The following is a 22,213-nucleotide window of genomic DNA, read 5'->3' as shown; positions in this document are numbered from 1 at the left end:
TTTTCCTATCCCACCTCTAAACAGCGATTTTCTTCCTAAAAATTCCTTACAATAGCCCGCTATTGCTTCAGAATTTTTAGTTGAAACTCACTATTTACAGGCGTTCTGAATCCTAAATTAGAATCGAACTCAGGTTAATAATATTATATCTAACCCTTGATATTTCTGAATGTCAAGGGTTTTTGTTTTTAGATTCAATCATTGTAGTCCCCAGTTCGGGAGTAACAATAGGAGAGTTTTCCTTAGCTAAAATTCCTTGTGTAAAATGGGTGAAATGGGCACTTCCGATTATAATAGTCTTTTCTATTTTAGCTATGCTTTTGCTTTTACATCCTGTTTTGTTTTTTAATTGGGCTTGATTTATATAGTTTAGTCATACCTAGATTTACAAAGCAAATTGCAGATGCAAAAAACCATATTTGAGATAACTAAAATGGATTGCCCTTCGGAAGAGAATCTTATCCGAATGAAGCTGCAAGATAATTCAAGTATCGAACATTTAGATTTTGATATTCCAAATAGGAAATTAGCGGTATTCCATAAAGGTGAAAGTAAGCAATTAGAAGACTCGATTCTTGAGTTGGATTTAGGCGGTCGGAAACTTTCTAGCGAGCAGACTGAGGAAAATGAATTTGAGGATAGTTCGAATCAAAAAAAGATACTTTGGTCAGTTCTCATTATTAACTTCTCTTTTTTTATAATTGAGATGACAACCGGTTGGCTTTCTAAATCAATGGGTTTGATAGCTGATAGTTTGGATATGCTTGCTGACTCATTCGTTTATTGAATTAGTTTATTAGCAGTAGGTAAAACACTGATTAGAAAAAAGAGAATTGCTCGTATAGCAGGATATTTTCAAATAGCATTAGCTGTAATCGGATTTACTGAAGTCTTAAGACGATTTTTTGCTACAGAGCAGCTTCCGGATTTCAATACCATGATTGTCGTATCTATTCTAGCCTTAATTGCTAATGGAGTATGCTTGCTTTTGCTTCAGAAATCTAAAAGTGAAGAAGCACACATGAAGGCCAGTATGATTTTCACCTCCAATGATGTGATTATAAATTTGGGGGTGATTACGGCTGGAGTTTTAGTGAATTGGTTAAATTCCAATAACCCAGATTTAATTATTGGAACCATCGTTTTTGTTTTGGTAATTCAAGGGGCATTAAGAATATTAAAGCTGGGGAAATAATAATATTTGAAAAGATATTATAGTTTGAAAGATTATTTAGCCGAATTTATTTTTTTATAAAACACATGCACTAATGCCTATAAATAATTTGAATCCTGAGTATCAGGAGAGTCAAAATAGTTTGCTTAAAAAACGAGTTTTAAAATTCGAACAATTACTTGAGGCGTTGAATGAAAAGGAGATAAGTGAATCAGTTTTAAATGTAATTAATGTCGAAACTGATAGACTCAATAAAATTCAATCTAAATCAGCACTGCCTTTGCAGATTCAAAAGTCAATTCAAGAAATTTTAAAAATTACTGAAAAGGAACTTAATTTAGTTTCTGAGAATCACTATACATTCTTATGGATTGTTCTGGGAATGGCGGTTTTTGGATTACCAATCGGGATTTTAGCTGCACTAGCACTGGATAATTTAGCTTTTATGAGTTTGGGCCTTGGTTTTGGTATGGCTATTGGGATTAGTGTAGGTGCTTACAAAGATAATCAAGCAAATAAAGAGGGAAGACAAATAGCCTTTAAAAAGTAGAAAATTACCTTCACTTTCTCATTTATTCCAACAACTTTCCATCTTTGCAATATGAATAAAGATAATTCAGCACCTATAGGGATTTTTGATTCAGGTATTGGTGGGCTTACGGTGGCACATAAAGTGAAGGAGTTAATGCCCAATGAAAGCATGGTCTATTTTGGTGATATTGCCCATTTGCCTTATGGAGACAAGTCCGCTGCTGCTATTCAAGCCTATAGCATAAAAGTAACCGATGTATTATTACAGCAAGGCTGTAAATTAATACTGATTGCTTGTAATTCTGCTTCATCAGCAGCATTTGAATTGGTAAGAGAATATGTGGGATCTAAAGCTAAAGTTTTTAATGTAATTGATCCTGTAGTGGAGCATGTATCACAAAACTACAGCAATCAAAATGTCGGGCTGATCGGTACTAAGCAGACTGTGAATTCCAATGCATATGAATCAAAGCTTAAACAACTTAATCCAAGCATTGAATTAAAAAGTTTAGCTACTCCGCTTTTGGTACCCATGATAGAAGAAGGTTTTTTTGAAAATAGGATTAGTCACGATATTATTGAAGCATATCTTCATAATGAAGAATTAAAGGGGATTGAAGCTTTGATTTTAGGCTGTACGCACTATCCTTTAATTAAAAACGAGATTAATAAATTCTATGATGGAAAAGTAGATATCTTAGATTCAGCCACTATAGTAGCAAAAAGATTAGAAGAATTCTTAAAGGAGTATAATCTCTTATCAGAATCTAAAATAAAAAAGGATAGATTTTTAGTTTCGGACATTACTGCCTCTTTTGAAGCCTCTGCCAAAATCTTCTTCCATGAGGAAGTGCATTTAGAGAAGTTCCCTATTTGGGATTAATCGGGATTTTTAGGGTGAATTGAGAGCCTTGATTTATAGTTGAGCTAATGGAGATTTCCCCCGCTAAAAATGAAATAGCTTTATGAGCCAAAAATAGACCTAAGCCTGAACCTTGTGTTTTATTGCTGATTTTGAAATAAGGCTTGAATAAATCCTCATAATATTTTTCAGGAATTCCGAAGCCACTATCCTTCACATGGAGGTAGAAAAAGTAATTTCCGATATCAGTAAAAATTTCTATTTCATTATTTTCTTCACTTTGGTAAAGCAAGGCATTCTCTAATATATTATCCAGCGCAATTCTAAGTAATGCCTTATTAGCTTTAATAGATCCTGCCTTTTCACTGATATTCACTGTAATATTAGCATTATGCTCTTTGATTTCCAGCGACATATCATTAATACACTCTTTTATTAACTCTTCAATTTCAACTTTCTCAATTCCATATGAATTATTAAGTTCGTAGGCCATTTGAAGTTTGAATAACATTTTATCCATGCTTAATGCGGTGCTATGAACTTTGCTAAACAGTTGCTTCATTTGCTCTGGATCAGAATTGATCTGTGCAATATTATTTAAACCTAATAACGTTCTAATAGGTCTTCTTATGTCATGAGATGCACGATATAAGTAAGTATCCAATTCCTTGTTAATTTCCGTCAGACGAGCTGTTCTTTCTGATACTTTGGCCTCCAGTAATTCATTCAATTTATCTATTTTCTTATTTTTATTTCTGAGCATAAAAACATACCACAAGACTACCAATAAAGCTATCGCTATTATTATCAACAGGGCAGTCCTTAATTTTAGGTGAGAGGCTTGAAGTTCATTAGTGTTTTGAAGTAATTCTAACTTGCTGATTTCTTGTTCCATCAAGTGCCGTTCATGCAAGCTGGCTACATCATTGCTTAGTTTGATAGAGTCGCGAATTTTATCTTGTTCAATATAACCTCTTAAATATTGATTGGCTTTGGCAGTATCACCTTTTATTTCTGAAACTTTAGCTCCCACTTTTAAATATTCTGCTTTTGACTTTGGGTTTGTTATAGGATACTTTTCTATGATTTCTTGCATTTTTAGAAATGTGTTATGCAATGAATCTTTATAGTCCATTTCCATATAAATCCAGCTTAAATAAATAAGGGCATTCATACCACTATTGTAAATGCCAGAACTAATACTAGCATCAAAATCTTTCTGAAGTAAAGGGATGGCTAGATTATAATCTCCTTTTTCATAATAGATGGTAGCTTTATTTCCATTATTTAAAGCATACCGAACAGAGTCATTGAGTGCTTTAGATAATTCCACAGCCTTTTCAATATTTATTAATGCCTCCTCAAACTTATCAATTCTTCTATATGCGATGCCGTTTACTTCATGCAGACCCAAAAGTGATAAGGAATCATTTTTGTTGTATTTGTCAATTTTATTTAAGGCCTTTAAGCCTTTCTTAGCATACTTTATACTTACGGCATTATTCCAACCATTTAAATTAATTCTCCCTATTCTGTAATAAGTATAAGCTAAGTAAGAATGTTGATTTAATTTTTCTAATATGGAAGATGCTTTTAAATAACACTCTAATGAAGATATATTTTCACCAAGCCTGTTATAAAATTGCGCTAATTTGATGTATAAAAAAGCTTGAAATTCATCAACGGACTTTGTTTGTGGAATTATTTTCGAAACAAGCTGAACCCCTACTTCATTTTCTTTGTTTCTGTCAATCAAAGCAATTAGTTCTAAGGAACTTTTGAATTGAGAAAAGTTTGAGATTTTTGAAATTGAGAAATCTTCAGTTTTTTTAACTAATGATTCTTTATTGACATTAGTTTTATTCTCTTTCTTTAACTCGTATTGGTAATATTGATTTAAAGAATCGAATGAAATTACTTGGGTAAATCCCAAGGATACAGTTGAAAAAATTATTAATATATGTATTAAAAAGGCTTTTATCACTTCTTTGCTTAGTTTACGTTTTGGTTTGAAACAGTGAGCATCAAAAAGGTAAATCCAAAAATAGGACTATTTTCAAACTTAACCCTTGCCAATTAAGGAAATTCATCCCAATAAACCCATACTTCTGTCGAATATCTTACTTGGATTATTTATAGTTGTGGTCTTATTCAAAGAAAAACATTGAACATCAATTATAATACACTTAACTTTACACTTTAAGTAAAAACTCATGAGCGATAGCATAAAACACGAATGCGGAATAGCCCTAATCCGCTTAAGAAAGCCACTACAATATTTTATAGATAAATATGGTCCGCTTTATGCCATGAACAAACTTTACTTGTTGATGGAAAAGCAGCATAATCGTGGTCAAGATGGAGCAGGAGTGGGAAATGTCAAGCTTAATGTTGATCCAGGACATCGTTATATAAGCCGATATCGTTCAGTTGATAACCAACCTATTACTGATATTTTTAAGAAGGTTTCCAAGAAATATAAAAAGGCCAAGAAAGCAGGTGGAAAGTGGTACAATCAAGAAAAATGGTTAAAAGAAAATTGTGCTTTTACAGGTGAGGTATGGTTAGGTCACTTAAGATATGGTACTCACGGGCAAAATGCTATAGAAAATTGCCATCCAATGTTACGTCAAAACAACTGGAAAAACAGAAGTTTGATGGTGGCAGGAAATTTCAATATGACCAATGTTGAAGAATTATTTGATATTTTGACTGAGCTAGGACAGCATCCAAAAGAAAAAGTGGATACTGTAACTGTAATGGAAAAAATCGGTCACTTCCTGGATGAAGAAAATCAAAGAATTTTTGAAGAGCATAAGGATGAGTATACAAATGCTGAAATCACCCATATAATTGAGGAAAAGCTTGATATGTTGCAGGTATTGCAGCGTGCTTGCCGTGATTTCGATGGCGGATACGCTATGGCAGGGATCACTGGAGCAGGCCATGCATTTGTGGCTAGAGACCCTTCTGGAATCAGACCAGCGCACTACTATGCTGATGATGAAGTGATAGTGGTAGCTTCTGAGAAGACGGCTATTAAAACTGCTTTTAATGTTAATTATCAAGATATTCAGGAAATCAAACCTGCACATGCTTTAGTGATTAATACTAAAGGAGATTATAAAATGGAACAATTCATTGAACCATTGGAGCGTAAATCATGCAGCTTTGAAAGAATATATTTCTCTAGAGGTTCTGATCCTGAAATTTATGCAGAGCGTAAAAAATTGGGTAAACTTTTGGTCCCTAAAATATTGGAGGCAATTGATTATGATTTACAAAATACGGTTTTCTCCTATATTCCAAATACAGCTGAAACCTCCTTTTTAGGTATGATGGAAGGGATGGAGGAGCATTTGGCAAAAAGGCAGCTGAAGGAATTGAGAAGTACACGTGAAGATGATCAAGCGCTTGAAAAATTATTGTCATTTCGTCCGCGGGTCGAGAAATTAGTGATTAAAGATGCTAAACTAAGAACTTTTATCACTGATGATCAGCACAGAGATGATTTAGTAGCTCATGTTTACGATACCACTTATGAGGTAATTAAAAAGAAAGTTGATACGGTTGTGGTAATTGATGACTCTATAGTTCGAGGGACTACTTTAGAGAAAAGTATTTTAAGAATGCTAGATAGATTGGAGCCTAAGAAAATTATCATTGTTTCTTCTGCACCTCAAATTCGTTTCCCTGATTGTTATGGCATTGATATGAGTAAAATGAAGGATTTTATTGCCTTCAGAGCAGTTTTAGCTCTTATTAAGGAAACCAAGCAAGAAAATATCTTAGAAGAGGCATATCAAAAGTGCTTAAACAGTGATAATTCTGAAAATCATGTAAAGGATGTTTTTGCACCTTTTACTTATGAGCAAATCTCTCAGAAAGTAGCCGAATTGGTAAAAGTAGACACTATAGAAGCAGAAGTGGAAGTGATTTACCAAACGGTAGAAAATTTACATAAAGCGAGTCCAGAGCATTTAGGTGATTGGTATTTTACGGGTGACTTCCCAACGCTAGGAGGAAATAGAGTGGTGAATAAGGCATTTGTCAACTTTATGGAAGGAAAAGAAGTAAGGGCTTATTAGGGTTTTTAGGTGTAGAAGTGTTTGGGTTAATAAGTGCTTGGGTGTCTCGGTTTGAAGTGAGTCACGTGCCAAAATCTCAAATCTCCAACACTTTAACACCTCAAAACTTCAACACCTGTCTACTTCCCATTCTCAAATTACTTTCCTATTTTTAGCAATTGCAAATTGAATAGGAAAGGATGTTCAAAAACTCATACGTATTTTTCATTTCGTTAACGGCTGCTCTGGGCGGCTTTCTATTTGGATTTGATACTGCCGTTATCTCTGGGGCAGAACAAGCAATTCAAGAAATCTGGCAATTATCAGATTGGATGCATGGTTTTTCAATTGCCGTAGCTTTATACGGAACTGTCATGGGTGCATTGGCAGCTGGTTATCCAGCTAATCGATTTGGAAGAAAACCCATGCTTTTGCTTATAGGGGTGCTTTTTACAGTATCTGCTTTGGGTTCAGCCCTTGCTCCGGATGTAAATACATTTATGTTTTTCAGGTTTATTGGGGGCCTGGGAGTTGGTGCATCTTCTGTAATTGCGCCTATGTATATTAGCGAAATTGCTCCTGCTGGAAAAAGAGGAATGTTAGTGGCTCTTTTTCAATTCAATGTGGTTTTAGGGATTTTGATTGCTTATTTCTCCAATTATTTAATAGCCTTAGCTGATTTAGAAAGTAGTTGGAGATGGATGTTAGGAGTTGAAATCATTCCTGCATTGCTATATTCTTTATTAAGTATTCGATTGCCAAGAAGTCCAAGGTGGCTTATAGCCAATCAGAATGATTATGACGAGGCTCGGGTTATTTTAACCAAGACAGATCCGGAAAATGTAGATCGAATCATCAAAAATATTGAAAAAGAAAAAGCGAAAATGGAACGGAAAGAGGGCTTTTTCGCACTTTTCAAAAAGCAATATTTCAAATTCACCTTCATGGCGATTTTGATAGCCTTCTTTAATCAATTATCTGGCATCAATGCCATCATCTATTTTGCCCCAAGGATTTTTGAGTCAGCAGGTATAAGTACTGAAAATGGCTTACTTTCCACTATGGGTATTGGCTTTATCAATGTGATAGCTACTATGATTGGCTTGTATTTAATCGATAAAATGGGAAGGAAGTTTTTGCTGTATTTGGGCTCGGCAGGATATTTAATATCTTTAAGCTTAATGGCAATAAGTTTTAGTGGCGATATAATCCCTTCTAACTTGCTACCTTTTTTCGTGTTTTTATTCATTGCAGCTCATGCAGTAGGAAGTGGATCTATAATTTGGGCCTTTATAGCAGAAATTTTCCCAAATAAGTTAAGAGCTCACGGTCAGTCAATCGGTAGTTTTACCCATTGGCTGTTTGCAGCCATTATTGCTAATGTCTTCCCCTATTTTGCCAGTACCTTTGGGTCATCTGCTATTTTTTGGTTTTTTGCTTCTATGATGGTAGTGCAATTATTATGGGTAATTTTCGTTATGCCAGAAACTAAAGGAAGGGAATTGGAAGATATAAAATAGGATTGAAGCTCAAAAAATGGTTTGACATTCATTACGAAAAATATTATTATTGAATGTGAAAAAATTAAAACATTTCAAGATTTTGTGTCTTACTCAAAAGCCAATACCTCAATTGGAAGTTAAAAAGTTTGAGTTGCAGAATCTCCAGCCCATCTAGTCAGGAAGTTATTCTTTAAAAATGAGTGTTCTATTCTATACACTCAACTCTAATTTTATAGACATTACAATCAAGAAAATGAAAAAATTTGTAATAGCCATTCATGGTGGTGCTGGCACTATCCTTAGAAAAAACATGACTTCTGAAAAGGAAGATGCCTATCATGAAGCACTTAGAGCAGCTCTGGAAGCTGGGCAAGATATCTTAAATAAAAAAGGAACTGCAATTGAAGCAGTAACTGTTGCTGTGAGTTTAATGGAAGATAGTCCCCTTTTCAATGCGGGTAAAGGCTCGGTATATTCTCATAATGGTCAAAATGAGATGGAAGCCTCTATCATGGAGGGTGAAAAATTGAGAGCAGGAGCAATTGCTGGTGTGAAAAATGTCAAAAACCCTATTCAGTTAGCTAAATCCATTCTCTTTGACGATGATTTTGTTTATCTGTTAGGGCATGGTGCAGAAGAATATGCTGATAATCAAAAACTGGAAAAAGTAGCCGATGAATATTTTCAAACTCAATTTCGGAAAGAGCAATGGTTAGCAGCAAAAGGTGAGGGGAAAGTTTTGCTTGATCATGATTCCGATAAAAAATTTGGCACTGTTGGAGCAGTTGCATTAGACATTGATGGTAATTTGTCAGCCGCAACTTCTACGGGTGGTTTAACCAATAAAAAATACGGGAGAATAGGAGATAGCTCCGTAATCGGAAGTGGGACTTACGCCAATAATAATACATGTGCCATTTCTTGCACAGGCTATGGGGAATTTTTTCTCAGAGCCGTAGTAGCATACGATGTTTCTTGTTTGATGGAATATAAAGGCCTTTCATTAAAAGAAGCTTGCGAACAAGTAGTCATGAAAAAACTGGTTGAAATGAAAGGAGAAGGAGGTTTAATTGCTTTAGATTCTACTGGTAATTTTGAATTTAGCTTCAACTCAGAAGGAATGTACAGAGGAGCTGTAGGTTCTGATTTGGCCTTGAAAACTTATATTTATAAATAATTGTACTAGCTGGGAAGATCGGACCAGCAATGGGAGTTTCGAGCCAGCAATGAAAGCTAGAATGAGCTTCCTAGCTCGTGCTCTTGCCTTGTCCTCATTTACTTTCCATTTCCTTAAACCTTTCCTATTGTCAGGCTGTTACATCATCATAATTACAATTTGACTTATGGCAAAAAAGCAAACAGCAAAACCAATCGATTCAAAAATAAAGGAAGCTTATATTGACTTTGTTTTGGAACACGGGAAAGAACCTGCATCTGTCTACAAATTCGCTAAGGATTTGAAAATGAAAGAAGTAGATTTTTATAATCATTTTAATTCTTTCAAAGCATTACAAAAGCATATTTGGGCTGATTTCTTGAAGGAAACCATTGAAAACCTGCACGCTGAGGAAACTTTTGTAGAGTATTCTTCAAGAGAGAAATTATTGGCTTTATATTTCACTCTGATTGAAGTATTGAAAACCAATCGTTCTTTTGCAATGATGGATTTGCAGAAAATGAGAAAAGGAGATTTGAAACCAGCTTTCTTAGATGCCTTCAAAAAGCATTTTCACAAATTTGTTGATGAAATTTTATTGCAGGGAAAAGAGACTGAAGAAATAATAGATAGGCCTGTAATTGGTGATCGCTACGCAGAAGGTTTGTGGATTCAAACTCTATTTATCCTTCAGTTTTGGGCAAATGATGACAGCAATGATTTTGAGAAAACAGATGCGGCTATTGAGAAAGCTGTAAATGTTTCTTACGATTTGATGGGTAAAAGTCCATTAGATTCAATGTTTGATTTTGCCAAATTTATATTCCAAAACCGATAATCATGAGCGAAAGAAAAGAACAATCCCGAATACCTATTTCTAAAATTCAGCGTGCCAGCAAATTTGTTTCTACTGGGGCCAAAGTAGGAGGGAACTATATAAAACATTATTCTAAGAAAGCTTTCAATCCTAAAATGGATCGTACGCAATTGGATTTGGATAATGCAGAAGATATTTACGGATCACTAAGTGAGCTAAAAGGAAGTGCTCTAAAAGTAGCACAAATGCTGAGCATGGACAGAAATTTATTGCCTCCTGCTTATCAAGAAAAATTCACGATGTCTCAATATAGTGCTCCGCCATTATCTTATCCTTTGGTGGTGAAGACCTTCCAGAAAACGTTAGGCAAAAGTCCTTATGCTATTTTTGATACTTTTACCAAAAATGCTGTTAATGCAGCATCAATGGGACAAGTCCATAAGGCTACGAAGGATGGTAAAACTTATGCAGTGAAAATTCAATATCCTGGCGTTGCAGATAGTATTAGTTCTGATTTGAGACTAGTACGACCATTTGCGACCCGCTTGTTTAATATGAGTAATGCGGAACTAGATCATTATATGAGTGAAGTAGAAGGGAAGCTTATGGAAGAAGCCGATTACGGGCTGGAATTATACCGTTCTAAAGAAATTACTGAAGCCATGGCTGGAAAAATAGATGGCTTATATTTTCCTAAATATTATAAAGATTTATCTGGAGATAGAGTCATCACAATGGATTGGTTAGATGGAGTTCACCTAAAAGAATTTTTAGCAACCAACCCTTCTCAGGAAATAAAAAATAAGATTGGACAGGCGCTGTGGGATTTTTATAATTTTCAATTTCATGAACTAAGACAAGTACATGCCGATCCGCATCCGGGTAACTTTATGTTTATGGATGATGGAACCATGGGGATTATTGACTTTGGCTGTATAAAGGAAATTCCGGATGATTTTTATGAGAATTACTTTAGTTTGTTAAAGCCCGGTTTCATGCAGGATAAGGATGAAATCGACAAACGCTTTAAAGCATTGGATTTCTTTCACGAAAAGGACTCGCCAGCGGAAAGAAAAATTTTCAGTACTGTATTTCTAGAGATGATTGGTATGCTAAGCAAGCCTTTCCAATATGATACTTTTAACTTTGGCAATAATGCTTTCTTTGAAGAGATCTATGCCATGGGAGAACGAGTTTCCAATATGAAGGAAGTGAGAAACAGCAATGGAGCCAGAGGATCAAGACACGGATTGTATGTTAATCGTACTTATTTTGGTCTATATAATATGTTGAACCAATTAGATGCTGAAGTGAAAATCACTAAGCCTGAATGGTTAAATGGAAGAACTGAGAAAGTAGCCTAATAGTTTATAATATTAAATGGATTTGAATAGATAAACGAGAGTTACCCTATTTTTTTGAAATTCTAAATTAATGAAACCCTATCCAAAATCCTTTGGATAGGGTTTTTAAGTTTACTACTCATATTTCTCGAACCAACCAGTGATGTAAGCCACGTGGCGTATCATATTACTTGGTCTGGCTGTTATTCCATGTCCGGCACCAGGGATCCTCACCATTTTACTTTCTACTTCTTGCAATTTCAGAGCTCCATAATATTGCTCTGTTTCACTCATAGGAGTTCTGTAATCATTTTCACCCGTTACCAATAAGGTTGGAGTTGTTACATTTCCTACCAAAGAAATTGGCGATCGCTCCAAATATTGCTGGGGATCTTCCCATGGTTTTTTTGTGAACCAATATTGCGGATAATAATTATAACCATCTGCAGTCAAACTAAAGCTATACCAATTAATTACTGGTTTGCTCACTACTGCAGCCTTGAAACGATCCGTTTTTCCTATGCTCCAAGCCGAGAGTACTCCACCGCCACTACCACCGGTGATGTATAATCTATCCTCATTGATGAAACCTTTTTCAACCATCATATCAACTCCTGACATCAAATCATCATAATCTTCGCTTGGATAATTATGATTAATGTAGCCTCCAAAATCCTCACCATAAGTAGTACTTCCTCTTGGGTTTGTATATAATACTACAAAACCTCTAGAAGCCATTAATTGTAATTCCGGACTAAAATGAGGGCCATAAGCTAAATGCGGTCCTCCATGAATTTCTAAAATCAATGGATAATTTTCATTTTCGTCAAAATTTGGAGGATAAACGATCCAGCCTTGAACATTTTTATCATCAAATGAAGATTTGAAATTAACCTCTTCTACTTTTCCGATATTCTTATTCTGAAGGAAGGTACCGTTTAAATTAGTAATGGTCATATTCGCCATTTTTGTCGGGTAATGACCAAGTGATAATTCTCCAGGCCTTTGAGTATTAGCTTTTGTATATGTATATCTTCCATTTTCAGCAATACTATAACTTCCACCAGCATATGGTCTACCGAATGAACCATTTCCAATATCTTGGGTAATAGTCACCGCTTTTCCATTTAATTTCAAATTCGCTAATACGCCAATTCCATGATCATCATAATAAGCAAATAAGCTTTTGCTGTCTTTCGCCCAGGTGAAATTTTTAAAATCACGATCTAAACCATGATCCAGTTCTTTTACGTTTCCGCCATTTATATCCATTACAAAAACATGATCCAATTGATATCCTACAAAGCGGTCTTCAAAACTTAGATAAACAATTGACTTTCCATCAGGAGAAACAAGCGGACTTTTATGAGGTCCTTTTCCTTTTGTTAACTGAGTTAAATCTTGCGTATTAATATTCAATTTAAAAATATGGGTGTTGTTTGGTTCCAAATCGGCATTTTCTGAGCGATTGGCAGAGAATACTAAATTTTTACTATCAGCAGTCCAGGATGGAGCAGCATGATCATAGTCGCCAGATGTGATCTGACGAGGAGCACCTCCTTCAGAAGAGACGATAAAAATGTGATTGTAGGAAGGCTCTAAAAAAGAAAAATTACCATCTGCTTTATATGAAACTTCTTCTATTACTTTTCCCGGAGATGCCCAATCAGCACCTTTTGGTGGCGAAGGAAATTTCCCAAAGCTTTCCTGTTCTTTTGGGATGCGCATATTGAAAGCAATATAACTCCCATCCGGTGACCAGATAATATTGCCAGGACCTTTGGTTAAGTTAGTGATAGAGGCTGTTTGGCCTGTCTCCATCCATCTAACAAAAATTTGTGCACTTCCTTCTTCTGCAGAAACATATGCTAATTTCTTGCCATCTGGTGACCAAGTCGGTTGACTGTAACCTGATTTTCCCGAAGTAATTGGAACATGGTTTTCCCCAGAAAAATCGATCATCCATAAGTTAGTGTATTTTCGGTCAGTCATTACATCAAACTGATTTCTAGCATAGATGATTTTATTTCCGTCCGGTGAAATTTGCGGGTCACCTACATATTGTAAATCAAAAACATCCATATATTCCAATGCTGTTTTTTCTTGAGCTTGCAATCCTGTCACTATAAAAAATAGGACTAGAAAGAGACTTATATATTTTTTCATAATTTTTAATTTGATTATAACTCAATTTATGAATTTATAAGGAATGATAAGCGGAATTTATATTAGTGGTGTGATTTCATGAAAAAAAATCAATTTTGAGATTATACTTTAGTTGTCATTCTCCATTCTGAAATTTATTCTGATAAATTCTTTATTATTTTAACCTGTTAGCAAAGGCAGTGATTTGAAATTATTATTAAAAATTTCTTAAATTACTGTTGTAAAGAAAGAAATATGCCAGAGAGAAAATACAAAAGCTTTAATGAGTTTTACCCTTACTACCTAAGTGAACACCAAGATCCCACTTGTAGAAAGCTACATTTTACAGGCACAGGCTTATTGTTTGCTATTTTAGCTTGGGCTCTAATTACCCAGACGTATTGGGGACTTGCATTAATTCCAGTAGTGGGATATGGATTTGCTTGGGTAGGGCATTTCTTTTACGAAAAAAATAAACCTGCAACTTTCACCTACCCACTTTGGAGTTTAGCATCGGATTTTAAGATGTTCTTCCAGATTTTGATTGGGAAACAGCCTATTAATCCTCAGCAATAATCTTAGGATATAATTTGAAAATCACAAAACCACATAGGATACTGAATACTAGAAGTGCACTTGCTTTTAAAATTTCGCCATAGATAAATAGACCCGTGCTAAATAGAAATCCATAAACTCCCATGCTTCCAGCTATCATGCAAATGATTCCAGTTGGTACTTTCCATTTCTGACTTTTAGGCTGAATTAAGCCTTTGGCAGATAATCTGGCAATGATTTTTTTCCATCCCGGCCCTCCCGGATTCACCTTATTTAAGAAGTTTGCTAATTGTTCGTCAGTAGTTTTTTCAGTTGTAAAACTAGCCACTACCCAACTTACTGTTGTAATGCTTACCCCAATAATTAATTTCTGCCATGATAATAGCTTCTCAAATCCAAAGGGCTGATCTGCAAAGGCAAAATATAATGCAAGTAGAAAACTCACAACCATAGCTACAATCTCACTAATGGCATTTATTCTCCACCAGAACCAGCGAAGGATATAGATTAAACCTGTACCGGCACCTATTTGTAATAGAATTTCAAAGGTTTGTAAGGCATTTTCTAAAACCAAAGCCATCAGCATACTGAAAATCATCAAAACCACTGTTAAAAGACGACCAAGTAAAACTTGCTTACTTTCTGAAGCTTTAGGATTGATAAATCTTTTATAAACATCATTTACTAAATAGGAAGAACCCCAATTCAAGTGAGTAGAAATTGTGCTCATATAGGCTGCTACTAATGAAGTGACCACCAATCCTAATAATCCTGCAGGTATAAAAGTTAGCATTGCCGGATAACCCATATCATGAGTGGCTACTCCAGAGTTTACTGCAGGAAAGGCTTTTGCAAAACTATCCAGATCCGGGAAGACGATTATAGAACATAAGGCTACGATGATCCAGGGCCATGGGCGGATAGCATAATGGGCAACATTGAAAAATAGTACCGCTTTTATGGAATGATCAGCATTTTTGGCAGCAAACATTCGCTGAGCGATATAACCTCCACCTCCTGGTTCAGCTCCGGGATACCAGGTACTCCACCATTGTACTAATAGTGGAATAATTAAAAGCATGACCCACATTTCAGGATTAGAGAAAGAAGGGAAAAAGGAAAGTTTATCCACTACATTTTCATGGACCAATAGATTATCTAAACCGCCTACTTTTGGATGGTTTAATGCAACATAAGCGGCTATTAAAGCACCTCCTAGCGATAAAAAGAATTGCAGAAAATCCGTAAATAAAACACCTCTTAATCCGCCCAAACTACTGTAAACTACAGTTATGATTCCTGCTATTACAACTGTTTGTACAGGGCTTAAGCCTAATAATACACCTCCAATTTTAATGGCTGCTAAACTTACTGAGGCCATTATCATTACATTGAAAAGAAGGCCTAAATAAATGGCTCTAAATCCTCTTAAGAAGCGAGCAGCTTTACCAGAGTATCTTAATTCGTAGAATTCCACATCGGTTAATACACCCGATTTTTTCCATAGCCCAGCATAAACGAAAACCGTTAACATACCGGTAAGTAGGAAAGCCCACCAGGCCCAGTTTCCTGAAACTCCATTTTGACGAACTATATCGGTTACTAAGTTGGGCGTATCGGTAGAAAAAGTGGTAGCCACCATGGAAACACCCAAAAGCCACCAAGGCATTTTACCCCCGGCAGCAAAAAACTCGGAAGCACTTTTGTTTTTTCTTGAAGTCCAAAATCCTATTCCTAATGAAATAAGTAAAAATCCAATCAGGATTACCCAGTCAATGGTATTTAAAATCATAATGGAGCGCTAAAATTTTGCTTGAAGATAGAAAAGAATTTTAATTCCACCTGAAATGCAAAGAAGAGAACTTTAAAGAATAAAAATATCTGATCTCCACAAAAGAGGTAAAAGAACACATTAGAAAATAATCAAGATTATTTTTGAGAAAGATCAAGCTTCTAGTTTGTGCTATAAATGTAATTTTTAATTACTATCCTAGAACTTTCAATCTAAGTCAAGAATAGCACTTTTTGAATAAGATTATAGGGTCAGTCCAACAATGAAAATTTTAGAATAACCCTTTTAAGTAATATTGGTAGGAGCTGGGAAGTTTACAATAGCTGGAACTATTTAATAGCTTTTAACTTCCCCCTCTGTGTCCTTTGTGAAATTCTTAGAGAAACTCCGTGGTTAATTTTTCACAGCCTTTGGCTGTTCTTTTGTTTTCTTTTGTGGTTCAATTTTATTTCTCCTCAGTTTCTATTTTAATTTTACTTTCTAGCGTTTTATGAACCGGGCATTTATTGGCTATTTCTATTAGACGTTTTCTTTGTTTTTCGTCCAAATCTCCTTTTATTTCAATGCTTCTATCAAAGAAAGTGATTTTGCTGTTTTCAGATTCACAATCTTCACTGTCCTTATCATAACGCTGGTCTTGATCAACATGAACCAATATTTCATCCACATCCCATTTTTTTCTATTAGCATACATACGCAAGGTAATAGCCGTGCATGAAGCTAATGCTGCAGTAAGCAATCCATAAGGTGAGGTGCCGAAATTATTCCCACCGACTTCTTCTGGTTCATCAGCTACTAAATGATGTCCCTCAGCCACTATCTGAGTAGTATATTTTTGATCTTTATTTCCGATAAATGCTACTGTTTGTGATTTTGTAGATATTTTATTTTGCTTTGGTTTTTCAACATATCGATTTGCCCAAGTGGCAATAACTTCCCCTGCATATAAAGAGTCTTTTTTATTACCTAATAAGTGGTCAGCTCCATCCAGAGAAATAAAGCTTTTTGGGTGATGCGCTTTTTCATAAATAGCAGCTGCATTCGATATTTCAACAGTTTGATCTTGTGGGGAATGCAGTATCAATATGGATTTCCTTAAGTCCTTTATTTTTTTGAGATTGTCTTTGCTTTGAAGGTCATCCAGGAACTGTTTTTTTATTTTAAAAGGCCGACCTCCAATATTTACTTCTGCTTCACCATTTTTTTTAATCTTTTCTTTTCCATCTTCAATAAGGTGTAGTACATGATCGGGTTGAGATGGCGCTCCTATTGTAGCCACAGCAGAAATGGAATCTATTTTACTTGCTGCCATTAAAACGGCTGCTCCCCCTAGTGAATGTCCCACAAGCATAGTTGCAGCTTTATGATTTTTTTCTAAATATTCAGATGCCTTAATTAAATCTTCAATATTGGAAGAGAAATTTGTGTCAGAAAAATCGCCTTCACTTTGACCTAATCCTGTGAAGTCAAAACTCAGTACTGCAAAACCTTTTTTGGTCATGCCTAGAATAATATTTTGAACAGCGATTAAGTTTTTATTGCATGTGAAGCAGTGTGCAAAAATGACGTAATTGTGAGGTAAGTCATCAGCCGGGAAATGAATTTCAGCGGAGAGTTGATCACCAAGAGATCCTTCAAAATTTATTTTCTCTTTTTTCATAAATTCTATTTGTAGAAATTGGATTTATTCTCAATTTAGGAAAATCAATCTGAATTGGTACAAGAAAAAATCTAAATGACAGATGGCGAACATCAAAATTTTACTTAAAAATGTATAGAATAATTACATTAGCCGATAAAAAAATGTGATTTTTCAAAAGTATTATTAACTTTAGATGCGTTTAATAAATGGATCGTATGCTATTTGTCAGAATTTAATGATATTTACCCTTTATTAAATACCATAGAAAGATACTAAAACTAAAAAGTTTAAAACTCAAACCATGTTAAAAGAACAGCTAAAAATTTTAATTAAATTAGCCACAATTGATAACGAGCTGGCAGATAAAGAAGCGAACTTAATAGAGAAAATTGGCAAGGCTAATGGAATTTCAGAAGATGAAATATATCTGATGATGAAAAATCCGGAACCGATTAAAAACTTAGATACTTTATCAGAAGATCAAAGATTTGAATATTTATATAATATCATTCAATTAATGAAAATCGATGGTAAAGTATATAAAAGTGAAATTGTCTTCTGTCAGGATGTAGCGCAAAAACTAGGATATAAAAAGAAATCTGTTGCAGAACTTTCAAAAAGTATCTACAGTGATCCAAGCATTACAAGTGACAGAGAAGAATTAAAAACCAGACTAAGAAAATATTCTACACGATAAAAAAGCCCCTTTTATGGGGCTTTTATTCTCTATGAAAAAATATTTCTTTAAAATTCTAGCAAGAATTAACAAAATTATATTGCCGAGTTTAGCCAAAAAGGATTTGACAAAACTTAAGAAATGGGAAAAAGCTATTGTAGCGTATAGGTATATTATTACTAAAAACTCATTGTAAGACTGAACTTATAAATTTTCCTCAAAATATTCCTTTCCTTTTTGGATGTATTTTTGATCTACTAAAAAATAATTTTCCCTTTCTTCCCTTCTAATCAAATCTTTAAAAATTCTCCTGGATTTTCTATCTTTTTCTAAAACATGTAAAGCTTTTGCATACAAATATGCATTGGCGGGATGTTGAGGTGCAATTTTATAAGCTTTTTGTAAAAGACGAAGAGCTTCATCGTTCGATGGCCAGGAAATTATTAATGGGATATTTGGAGCCTCCAGGTGTAAACCTCCCAATAACCTTAGTGCACCTGCCTGATTATAGTTTTCATCCAATTCAATTGCCTTTTCAGCCAAATTTTTAATTTCATCCAGCACGCCTTCTTGAGCTGCTTTTGTTATATCAATTAAATCTGCCCAACGAGCATAATTTGCAGCATGCCAATAGGCAATAGCCCCATTTTTAGGATATTCATTCATTTTATTTTTAGCTAGTTCAATAGCTTTATTATAAAGTTCTTTTTTTCCTTCTTTAGAGACATTCGTCCAGGAGGCTTTATACTCATAGCTTTTTAAAAGTCCTATAGTTTTTTCCGGCTCTTGATTACTTTGTTTAAAAAGTTCAATGGCTTTGTCAATATTCTCAGTATTAGCTTTACCGTCCTGAACTACTTCAGTTCTTTTTTCAAAAAAATGCTTGGCTTGATTCAAGGTAGTTTGAGATATAAGGTTGGTTGAAAATAATAATGTTAGAATAGAAAGTACGATTTTTTTGAAATGCATGAAATACCTATTTTCCTTAAGATGATTTTATTAAGTATATTTTGCTCGAATAACGAACGATATTCATTATTGTTGAGTGGTGGGATTATGTTATACTTTCTTTAAAAAATAAGTATATTCGAATTTCGAACAATTATAAACACATGAAAGCCAAATCAGCCCAAAATTCAAGAACAACCATTACTGAATTAATGATTCCCTCCTACGCTAATTTTGGAGGCAAAATTCATGGTGGTATTCTTCTTTCTTTGATGGACAAAGTTGCATATGCTACTGCTACTAAACACAGTGGAGCTTATTGTGTGACCGTTTCAGTTGATAATGTAGATTTTCTTCAGCCCGTGGAGGTGGGAGAATTGGTTTCAATGATGGCATCAGTAAATTATGTAGGGAATTCCAGTATGATTATTGGCATAAAAGTGATAGCTGAAAATGTTAAATCAGGTTTGGTAAAGCACACCAACACTAGTTATTTCACTATGGTAGCCAAAAATGAAGATGGAAGTTTGATGACGGTTCCTTCTTTGATTTTAAACTCAAAAGATGATGTTAGGAGATTTGCAGAAGCTGTCAAAAGAAAACAATTAAGAAAGGGATATCAGGAACAAATGGAAGCTGAAAAATCAGCATTTACTTTTGAGAAACAGAAAGAATTAATATCAGGTCAGCGTTGTGAAGTTCATATATAGAAAAAAAAGTAAGCTTTTCCCCTATTAAAAAGCTTACTTTTTTAAAATAGGGGTTTATGATTGCTTAGATTTCAACCATTCTTTTGCATCATCTAAATTTTTAAAAGTAGCCATTTCCAAATGCCCACCTATATTCATGTTTAATTCTTTTGCAGACATTTCTGAAAATGTATTTTGAGATACTACATGAGCATAGTATTTTAAACCCGACTCTATAACTTTTGGTATCAGTACTGATTCAATCCAATCCATTGCTTGGGTCCAGGGGCCAGTAGATTTACTATCATCATTTAATAAATATGGGCATTTTGCTTTTTTTACCAAATCAGCAAATTCTAGTCCCCAACTTTTAATGGCATCAACATTAGCATAACCTTCCCAATCGCAAAAAATCCAATTGTTTTCTTTTTGATACTCTGTCTTACAAATCACTCTTCCAAGGTTGTTTTTGGTTTCAAATCTCATTTAATTAATTTTAAAAGTTTAACATGTTTTAATTTAATATATAGATCAAATAAACTAAAATTTTAATAATCTTAAAGTTTATATTTGATATGTTTACTACATGGGCGGCAATATTATTGAAACCGTTCGGATAAAAGAAAAAAAAAGGATGAAAAAATTAATATTATTAATTTCGGTAGTTATTGTTGGGTTAATTTTTTATTCCCTCTTTTCATCAGAAAACGTTAATTCTTTAGAAGGTGATTTTAAAGAATTGGCCTTTGAGAGAAATGAAAATAATACCGGCACTGTGCTTAGAGTTTATGCTTTTTCCGTTGAAGATACATTATGGTCGGAAATAAAAAAGCATGCGGATTTAGTACCACATACCAAATTTGGAACAACCGAAGTTTATTACTTTTTACATGATGAAATTTCAGAAGACAAGTTAGAATTAAGTTTAAATGGATTAAATGTAGCATCTCGTCCATTTTGTATTGCTCATGCAGTTAAAAATAGTCAGGGGATTTTGAAAATTGAAAAGTATCCATTTTAAATATCGCCTTCAGGTAATTGTCTGAACATAAGTGTTAAATTTTATTATCCCTTCATTAAAACCTTCCAGGCTTCCATTAATTTATTCTCTTCCAATAATTGATGAGCTAACAGATGCAGTTCATTGGAATCTTTTTTATTTTTTTGATAACGGTCTGGGATCGAAATTCCATTCAACTCTTCTTCATCAGGTATTTTTTCAATATTCCCTAATTTTCCTAAATCGTTTCCAGTTAAAATAGTGCTGTTTCTAATTTCTTCAGGTAAGGCATCAACTCCAATACCAAGTTTTTGCAGCGGCTTTTCCACTTCAAATAATGCATTCTTAGAACGGCTGTACCAATTGCCTCCCAATCTGCCAATGGGATCCAATTTGAAAGGATCAATTTTCCCATTTTCATCTAAAATTCCTTTATTCAAGTGGATATGGATCACTTCACAAATCACAAGGTTGCCTGCACCTCCATCTTCTCCAGTTTCAATTATTTGATTTACTTTACATTCAAATGCCACAGGGGATTCCGCCACTCTTGGTGGCTTTACTTTGGTTGATTTTGCTTCGGTAAATCCTGCTTTTACAAATTCGTTTATGCCCTTATCATATTCCGTGGAAGCCAATGACATTTGCTCTACCATTGGATAATTAGCAATGTTAATTACTACTTCTGCAACCTCTTTCACATTTTCATAAGAATGCTTGGTGGTGTTATCCCTTCCTCTTCGGGCAGGTGAAAAAATCAAAATAGGTGGATTAGCTCCAAAAACATTGAAAAAACTGAAAGGGCTTAAATTCACCTTTCCCTCTTTGTCTATTGTGCTGGCAAAAGCAATAGGTCTGGGTGCTATTGCCCCCAATAATAAGCCATGCAATTCTGGGGTTTTTATAGATTTCGGGTCAACTTCTTTATAACTCATGCCCGAATTTTGCTAAAGTTTTCTGAATATTCAAGAGATTTATGATTAGTCGATCGCTCAAATTAATAAAACTAAGTTTAATTAAGCCTTATACCGTAATCCTACTCCCCAATGCTAAAAATAAATATATATTTCCATCATAAAAGATTAAAAAGAAAACAAAGCGTAGCCAAAGGCTACTGATACTTTAACCACAAAGTTGCACAGAGGCTTTTACTAAGATTCTCAAAGATGGGGGTCATATAATTGGGTATACTTATCTGCATCATTACAAGGAAAATATATTGGCGCTTTGGAAATGGGAAATGGAATTTGGAGAGTATTTTATAGAAATGTATTTTTAGGATACTTTAATGAAAATGAATTAAGAACTAAAGAA

Annotated in this window: 18 protein-coding genes and 1 pseudogene; 12 read left to right on the top strand and 7 right to left on the bottom strand. The window is 34.5% G+C overall.

Annotated elements, in window-relative coordinates; translation table 11 throughout:
- Positions 1-403 precede the first annotated feature (403 nt).
- From Q0L29_RS04235 to murI, 3 genes and pseudogenes are all read left to right on the top strand, one after another.
- Positions 404-1,195 (top strand): annotated as a pseudogene (locus Q0L29_RS04235) (cation transporter).
- A gap of 73 nt (positions 1,196-1,268) precedes the next feature.
- On the top strand, positions 1,269-1,724 hold the full coding sequence (locus Q0L29_RS04230; protein ID WP_296619364.1) for a hypothetical protein: 456 nt from the start codon (positions 1,269-1,271) through the stop codon (positions 1,722-1,724).
- 51 nt (positions 1,725-1,775) lie between these two features.
- Positions 1,776-2,588 carry a glutamate racemase gene (gene murI / locus Q0L29_RS04225; protein ID WP_296619362.1) on the top strand — a complete coding sequence of 271 codons (813 nt, stop codon included), beginning with the start codon at positions 1,776-1,778 and terminating at the stop codon, positions 2,586-2,588.
- Here murI and Q0L29_RS04220 read toward each other — a convergent pair.
- Positions 2,575-4,500 carry a tetratricopeptide repeat-containing sensor histidine kinase gene (locus Q0L29_RS04220; RefSeq protein ID WP_296619360.1) on the bottom strand — a complete coding sequence of 642 codons (1,926 nt, stop codon included), beginning with the start codon at positions 4,498-4,500 and terminating at the stop codon, positions 2,575-2,577. The two genes, murI and Q0L29_RS04220, sit on opposite strands and share 14 nt — an antisense overlap.
- A 280-nt stretch (positions 4,501-4,780) precedes the next feature.
- On the opposite strand from Q0L29_RS04220, the gene Q0L29_RS04215 reads away from it, so the two are divergent.
- The 5 genes from Q0L29_RS04215 to Q0L29_RS04195 all read left to right on the top strand — a co-directional run bounded on the left by Q0L29_RS04215 (position 4,781) and on the right by Q0L29_RS04195 (position 11,473).
- Entirely contained in the window at positions 4,781-6,655 is a 1,875-nt protein-coding gene (locus Q0L29_RS04215) for an amidophosphoribosyltransferase (RefSeq protein ID WP_296619359.1), read from the top strand.
- A 179-nt stretch (positions 6,656-6,834) separates the two neighbouring features.
- Positions 6,835-8,154 carry a sugar porter family MFS transporter gene (locus Q0L29_RS04210; RefSeq protein ID WP_296619358.1) on the top strand — a complete coding sequence of 440 codons (1,320 nt, stop codon included), beginning with the start codon at positions 6,835-6,837 and terminating at the stop codon, positions 8,152-8,154.
- 235 nt (positions 8,155-8,389) lie between these two features.
- Positions 8,390-9,313 carry an isoaspartyl peptidase/L-asparaginase family protein gene (locus tag Q0L29_RS04205; RefSeq protein ID WP_296619356.1) on the top strand — a complete coding sequence of 308 codons (924 nt, stop codon included), beginning with the start codon at positions 8,390-8,392 and terminating at the stop codon, positions 9,311-9,313.
- 166 nt (positions 9,314-9,479) lie between these two features.
- Positions 9,480-10,130: a TetR family transcriptional regulator C-terminal domain-containing protein gene (locus tag Q0L29_RS04200; RefSeq protein WP_296619355.1), complete on the top strand. Its 651-nt coding sequence runs from the start codon at positions 9,480-9,482 to the stop codon at positions 10,128-10,130.
- Between the two features lie 2 nt (positions 10,131-10,132).
- Positions 10,133-11,473, top strand: a complete 1,341-nt coding sequence (locus tag Q0L29_RS04195) for an AarF/ABC1/UbiB kinase family protein (protein ID WP_296619353.1) — start codon at positions 10,133-10,135, stop codon at positions 11,471-11,473.
- 114 nt (positions 11,474-11,587) lie between these two features.
- On the opposite strand, the gene Q0L29_RS04190 is transcribed toward Q0L29_RS04195, so the two are convergent.
- Positions 11,588-13,618: a S9 family peptidase gene (locus tag Q0L29_RS04190; protein ID WP_296619352.1), complete on the bottom strand. Its 2,031-nt coding sequence runs from the start codon at positions 13,616-13,618 to the stop codon at positions 11,588-11,590.
- Between the two features lie 234 nt (positions 13,619-13,852).
- Here Q0L29_RS04190 and Q0L29_RS04185 point away from each other — a divergent pair, with 234 nt between their 5' ends.
- A complete protein-coding gene (locus Q0L29_RS04185; protein WP_296619350.1) occupies positions 13,853-14,173 on the top strand; it encodes a DUF962 domain-containing protein in 321 nt (106 codons plus the stop codon).
- Here the strand turns inward: Q0L29_RS04185 and Q0L29_RS04180 are convergent.
- Both Q0L29_RS04180 and Q0L29_RS04175 read right to left on the bottom strand, forming a co-directional pair.
- Positions 14,157-15,944: a sodium:solute symporter family protein gene (locus tag Q0L29_RS04180; protein WP_296619349.1), complete on the bottom strand. Its 1,788-nt coding sequence runs from the start codon at positions 15,942-15,944 to the stop codon at positions 14,157-14,159. The genes Q0L29_RS04185 and Q0L29_RS04180 overlap by 17 nt on opposite strands.
- A 445-nt stretch (positions 15,945-16,389) precedes the next feature.
- Positions 16,390-17,604 (bottom strand): bifunctional alpha/beta hydrolase/OsmC family protein, encoded by a 1,215-nt coding sequence (locus Q0L29_RS04175; RefSeq protein ID WP_296619348.1) that lies wholly within the window; start codon positions 17,602-17,604, stop codon positions 16,390-16,392.
- Positions 17,605-17,887: 283 nt separating this feature from the next.
- On the opposite strand from Q0L29_RS04175, the gene Q0L29_RS04170 reads away from it, so the two are divergent.
- Positions 17,888-18,283, top strand: coding sequence for a TerB family tellurite resistance protein (locus tag Q0L29_RS04170; protein ID WP_296619347.1), 396 nt, complete (start codon positions 17,888-17,890; stop codon positions 18,281-18,283).
- Between the two features lie 183 nt (positions 18,284-18,466).
- Here the strand turns inward: Q0L29_RS04170 and Q0L29_RS04165 are convergent, their stop codons facing one another.
- Complete coding sequence (locus tag Q0L29_RS04165; protein ID WP_296619345.1) at positions 18,467-19,231, bottom strand: hypothetical protein; 765 nt, start codon at positions 19,229-19,231, stop codon at positions 18,467-18,469.
- 143 nt (positions 19,232-19,374) lie between these two features.
- Between Q0L29_RS04165 and Q0L29_RS04160 the strand changes: the two genes are divergently transcribed.
- A complete protein-coding gene (locus Q0L29_RS04160; protein ID WP_296619344.1) occupies positions 19,375-19,920 on the top strand; it encodes an acyl-CoA thioesterase in 546 nt (181 codons plus the stop codon).
- A gap of 54 nt (positions 19,921-19,974) precedes the next feature.
- On the opposite strand, the gene Q0L29_RS04155 is transcribed toward Q0L29_RS04160, so the two are convergent.
- Positions 19,975-20,385: a hypothetical protein gene (locus Q0L29_RS04155; protein WP_296619343.1), complete on the bottom strand. Its 411-nt coding sequence runs from the start codon at positions 20,383-20,385 to the stop codon at positions 19,975-19,977.
- 100 nt (positions 20,386-20,485) lie between these two features.
- On the opposite strand from Q0L29_RS04155, the gene Q0L29_RS04150 reads away from it, so the two are divergent.
- A complete protein-coding gene (locus Q0L29_RS04150; RefSeq protein ID WP_296619341.1) occupies positions 20,486-20,920 on the top strand; it encodes a hypothetical protein in 435 nt (144 codons plus the stop codon).
- 44 nt (positions 20,921-20,964) lie between these two features.
- Here Q0L29_RS04150 and Q0L29_RS04145 read toward each other — a convergent pair whose 3' ends face one another.
- The gene (locus tag Q0L29_RS04145; RefSeq protein ID WP_296619340.1) at positions 20,965-21,834 is read right to left on the bottom strand and encodes a flavin reductase family protein; all 870 of its coding nucleotides are present in this window, start codon (positions 21,832-21,834) and stop codon (positions 20,965-20,967) included.
- Positions 21,835-22,213: the final 379 nt, after the last annotated feature.

The organism is Marivirga sp. (assembly GCF_024636815.1).
Taxonomy (GTDB): Bacteria; Bacteroidota; Bacteroidia; order Cytophagales; family Cyclobacteriaceae; genus Marivirga.
The sequence above is the reverse complement of the archived record's forward strand: the minus strand, read 5'-3'. Positions and strand labels throughout refer to the sequence as shown.

What these genes read in the sequence shown, in the direction of transcription:
- Q0L29_RS04205 (WP_296619356.1), top strand. Translation starts at nt 8,390, where the DNA reads ATGAAAAAATTTGTAATAGCCATTCATGGTGGTGCTGGCACTATCCTT.
- Q0L29_RS04210 (WP_296619358.1), top strand. Translation starts at nt 6,835, where the DNA reads ATGTTCAAAAACTCATACGTATTTTTCATTTCGTTAACGGCTGCTCTG.
- Q0L29_RS04170 (WP_296619347.1), top strand. Translation starts at nt 17,888, where the DNA reads ATGTTAAAAGAACAGCTAAAAATTTTAATTAAATTAGCCACAATTGAT.
- Q0L29_RS04175 (WP_296619348.1), bottom strand. Translation starts at nt 17,604, where the DNA reads ATGAAAAAAGAGAAAATAAATTTTGAAGGATCTCTTGGTGATCAACTC.
- Q0L29_RS04150 (WP_296619341.1), top strand. Translation starts at nt 20,486, where the DNA reads ATGGGCGGCAATATTATTGAAACCGTTCGGATAAAAGAAAAAAAAAGG.
- Q0L29_RS04180 (WP_296619349.1), bottom strand. Translation starts at nt 15,944, where the DNA reads ATGATTTTAAATACCATTGACTGGGTAATCCTGATTGGATTTTTACTT.
- Q0L29_RS04230 (WP_296619364.1), top strand. Translation starts at nt 1,269, where the DNA reads ATGCCTATAAATAATTTGAATCCTGAGTATCAGGAGAGTCAAAATAGT.
- Q0L29_RS04200 (WP_296619355.1), top strand. Translation starts at nt 9,480, where the DNA reads ATGGCAAAAAAGCAAACAGCAAAACCAATCGATTCAAAAATAAAGGAA.
- Q0L29_RS04145 (WP_296619340.1), bottom strand. Translation starts at nt 21,834, where the DNA reads ATGAGTTATAAAGAAGTTGACCCGAAATCTATAAAAACCCCAGAATTG.
- Q0L29_RS04215 (WP_296619359.1), top strand. Translation starts at nt 4,781, where the DNA reads ATGAGCGATAGCATAAAACACGAATGCGGAATAGCCCTAATCCGCTTA.
- Q0L29_RS04185 (WP_296619350.1), top strand. Translation starts at nt 13,853, where the DNA reads ATGCCAGAGAGAAAATACAAAAGCTTTAATGAGTTTTACCCTTACTAC.
- murI (WP_296619362.1), top strand. Translation starts at nt 1,776, where the DNA reads ATGAATAAAGATAATTCAGCACCTATAGGGATTTTTGATTCAGGTATT.
- Q0L29_RS04155 (WP_296619343.1), bottom strand. Translation starts at nt 20,385, where the DNA reads ATGAGATTTGAAACCAAAAACAACCTTGGAAGAGTGATTTGTAAGACA.
- Q0L29_RS04160 (WP_296619344.1), top strand. Translation starts at nt 19,375, where the DNA reads ATGAAAGCCAAATCAGCCCAAAATTCAAGAACAACCATTACTGAATTA.
- Q0L29_RS04190 (WP_296619352.1), bottom strand. Translation starts at nt 13,618, where the DNA reads ATGAAAAAATATATAAGTCTCTTTCTAGTCCTATTTTTTATAGTGACA.
- Q0L29_RS04165 (WP_296619345.1), bottom strand. Translation starts at nt 19,231, where the DNA reads ATGCATTTCAAAAAAATCGTACTTTCTATTCTAACATTATTATTTTCA.
- Q0L29_RS04195 (WP_296619353.1), top strand. Translation starts at nt 10,133, where the DNA reads ATGAGCGAAAGAAAAGAACAATCCCGAATACCTATTTCTAAAATTCAG.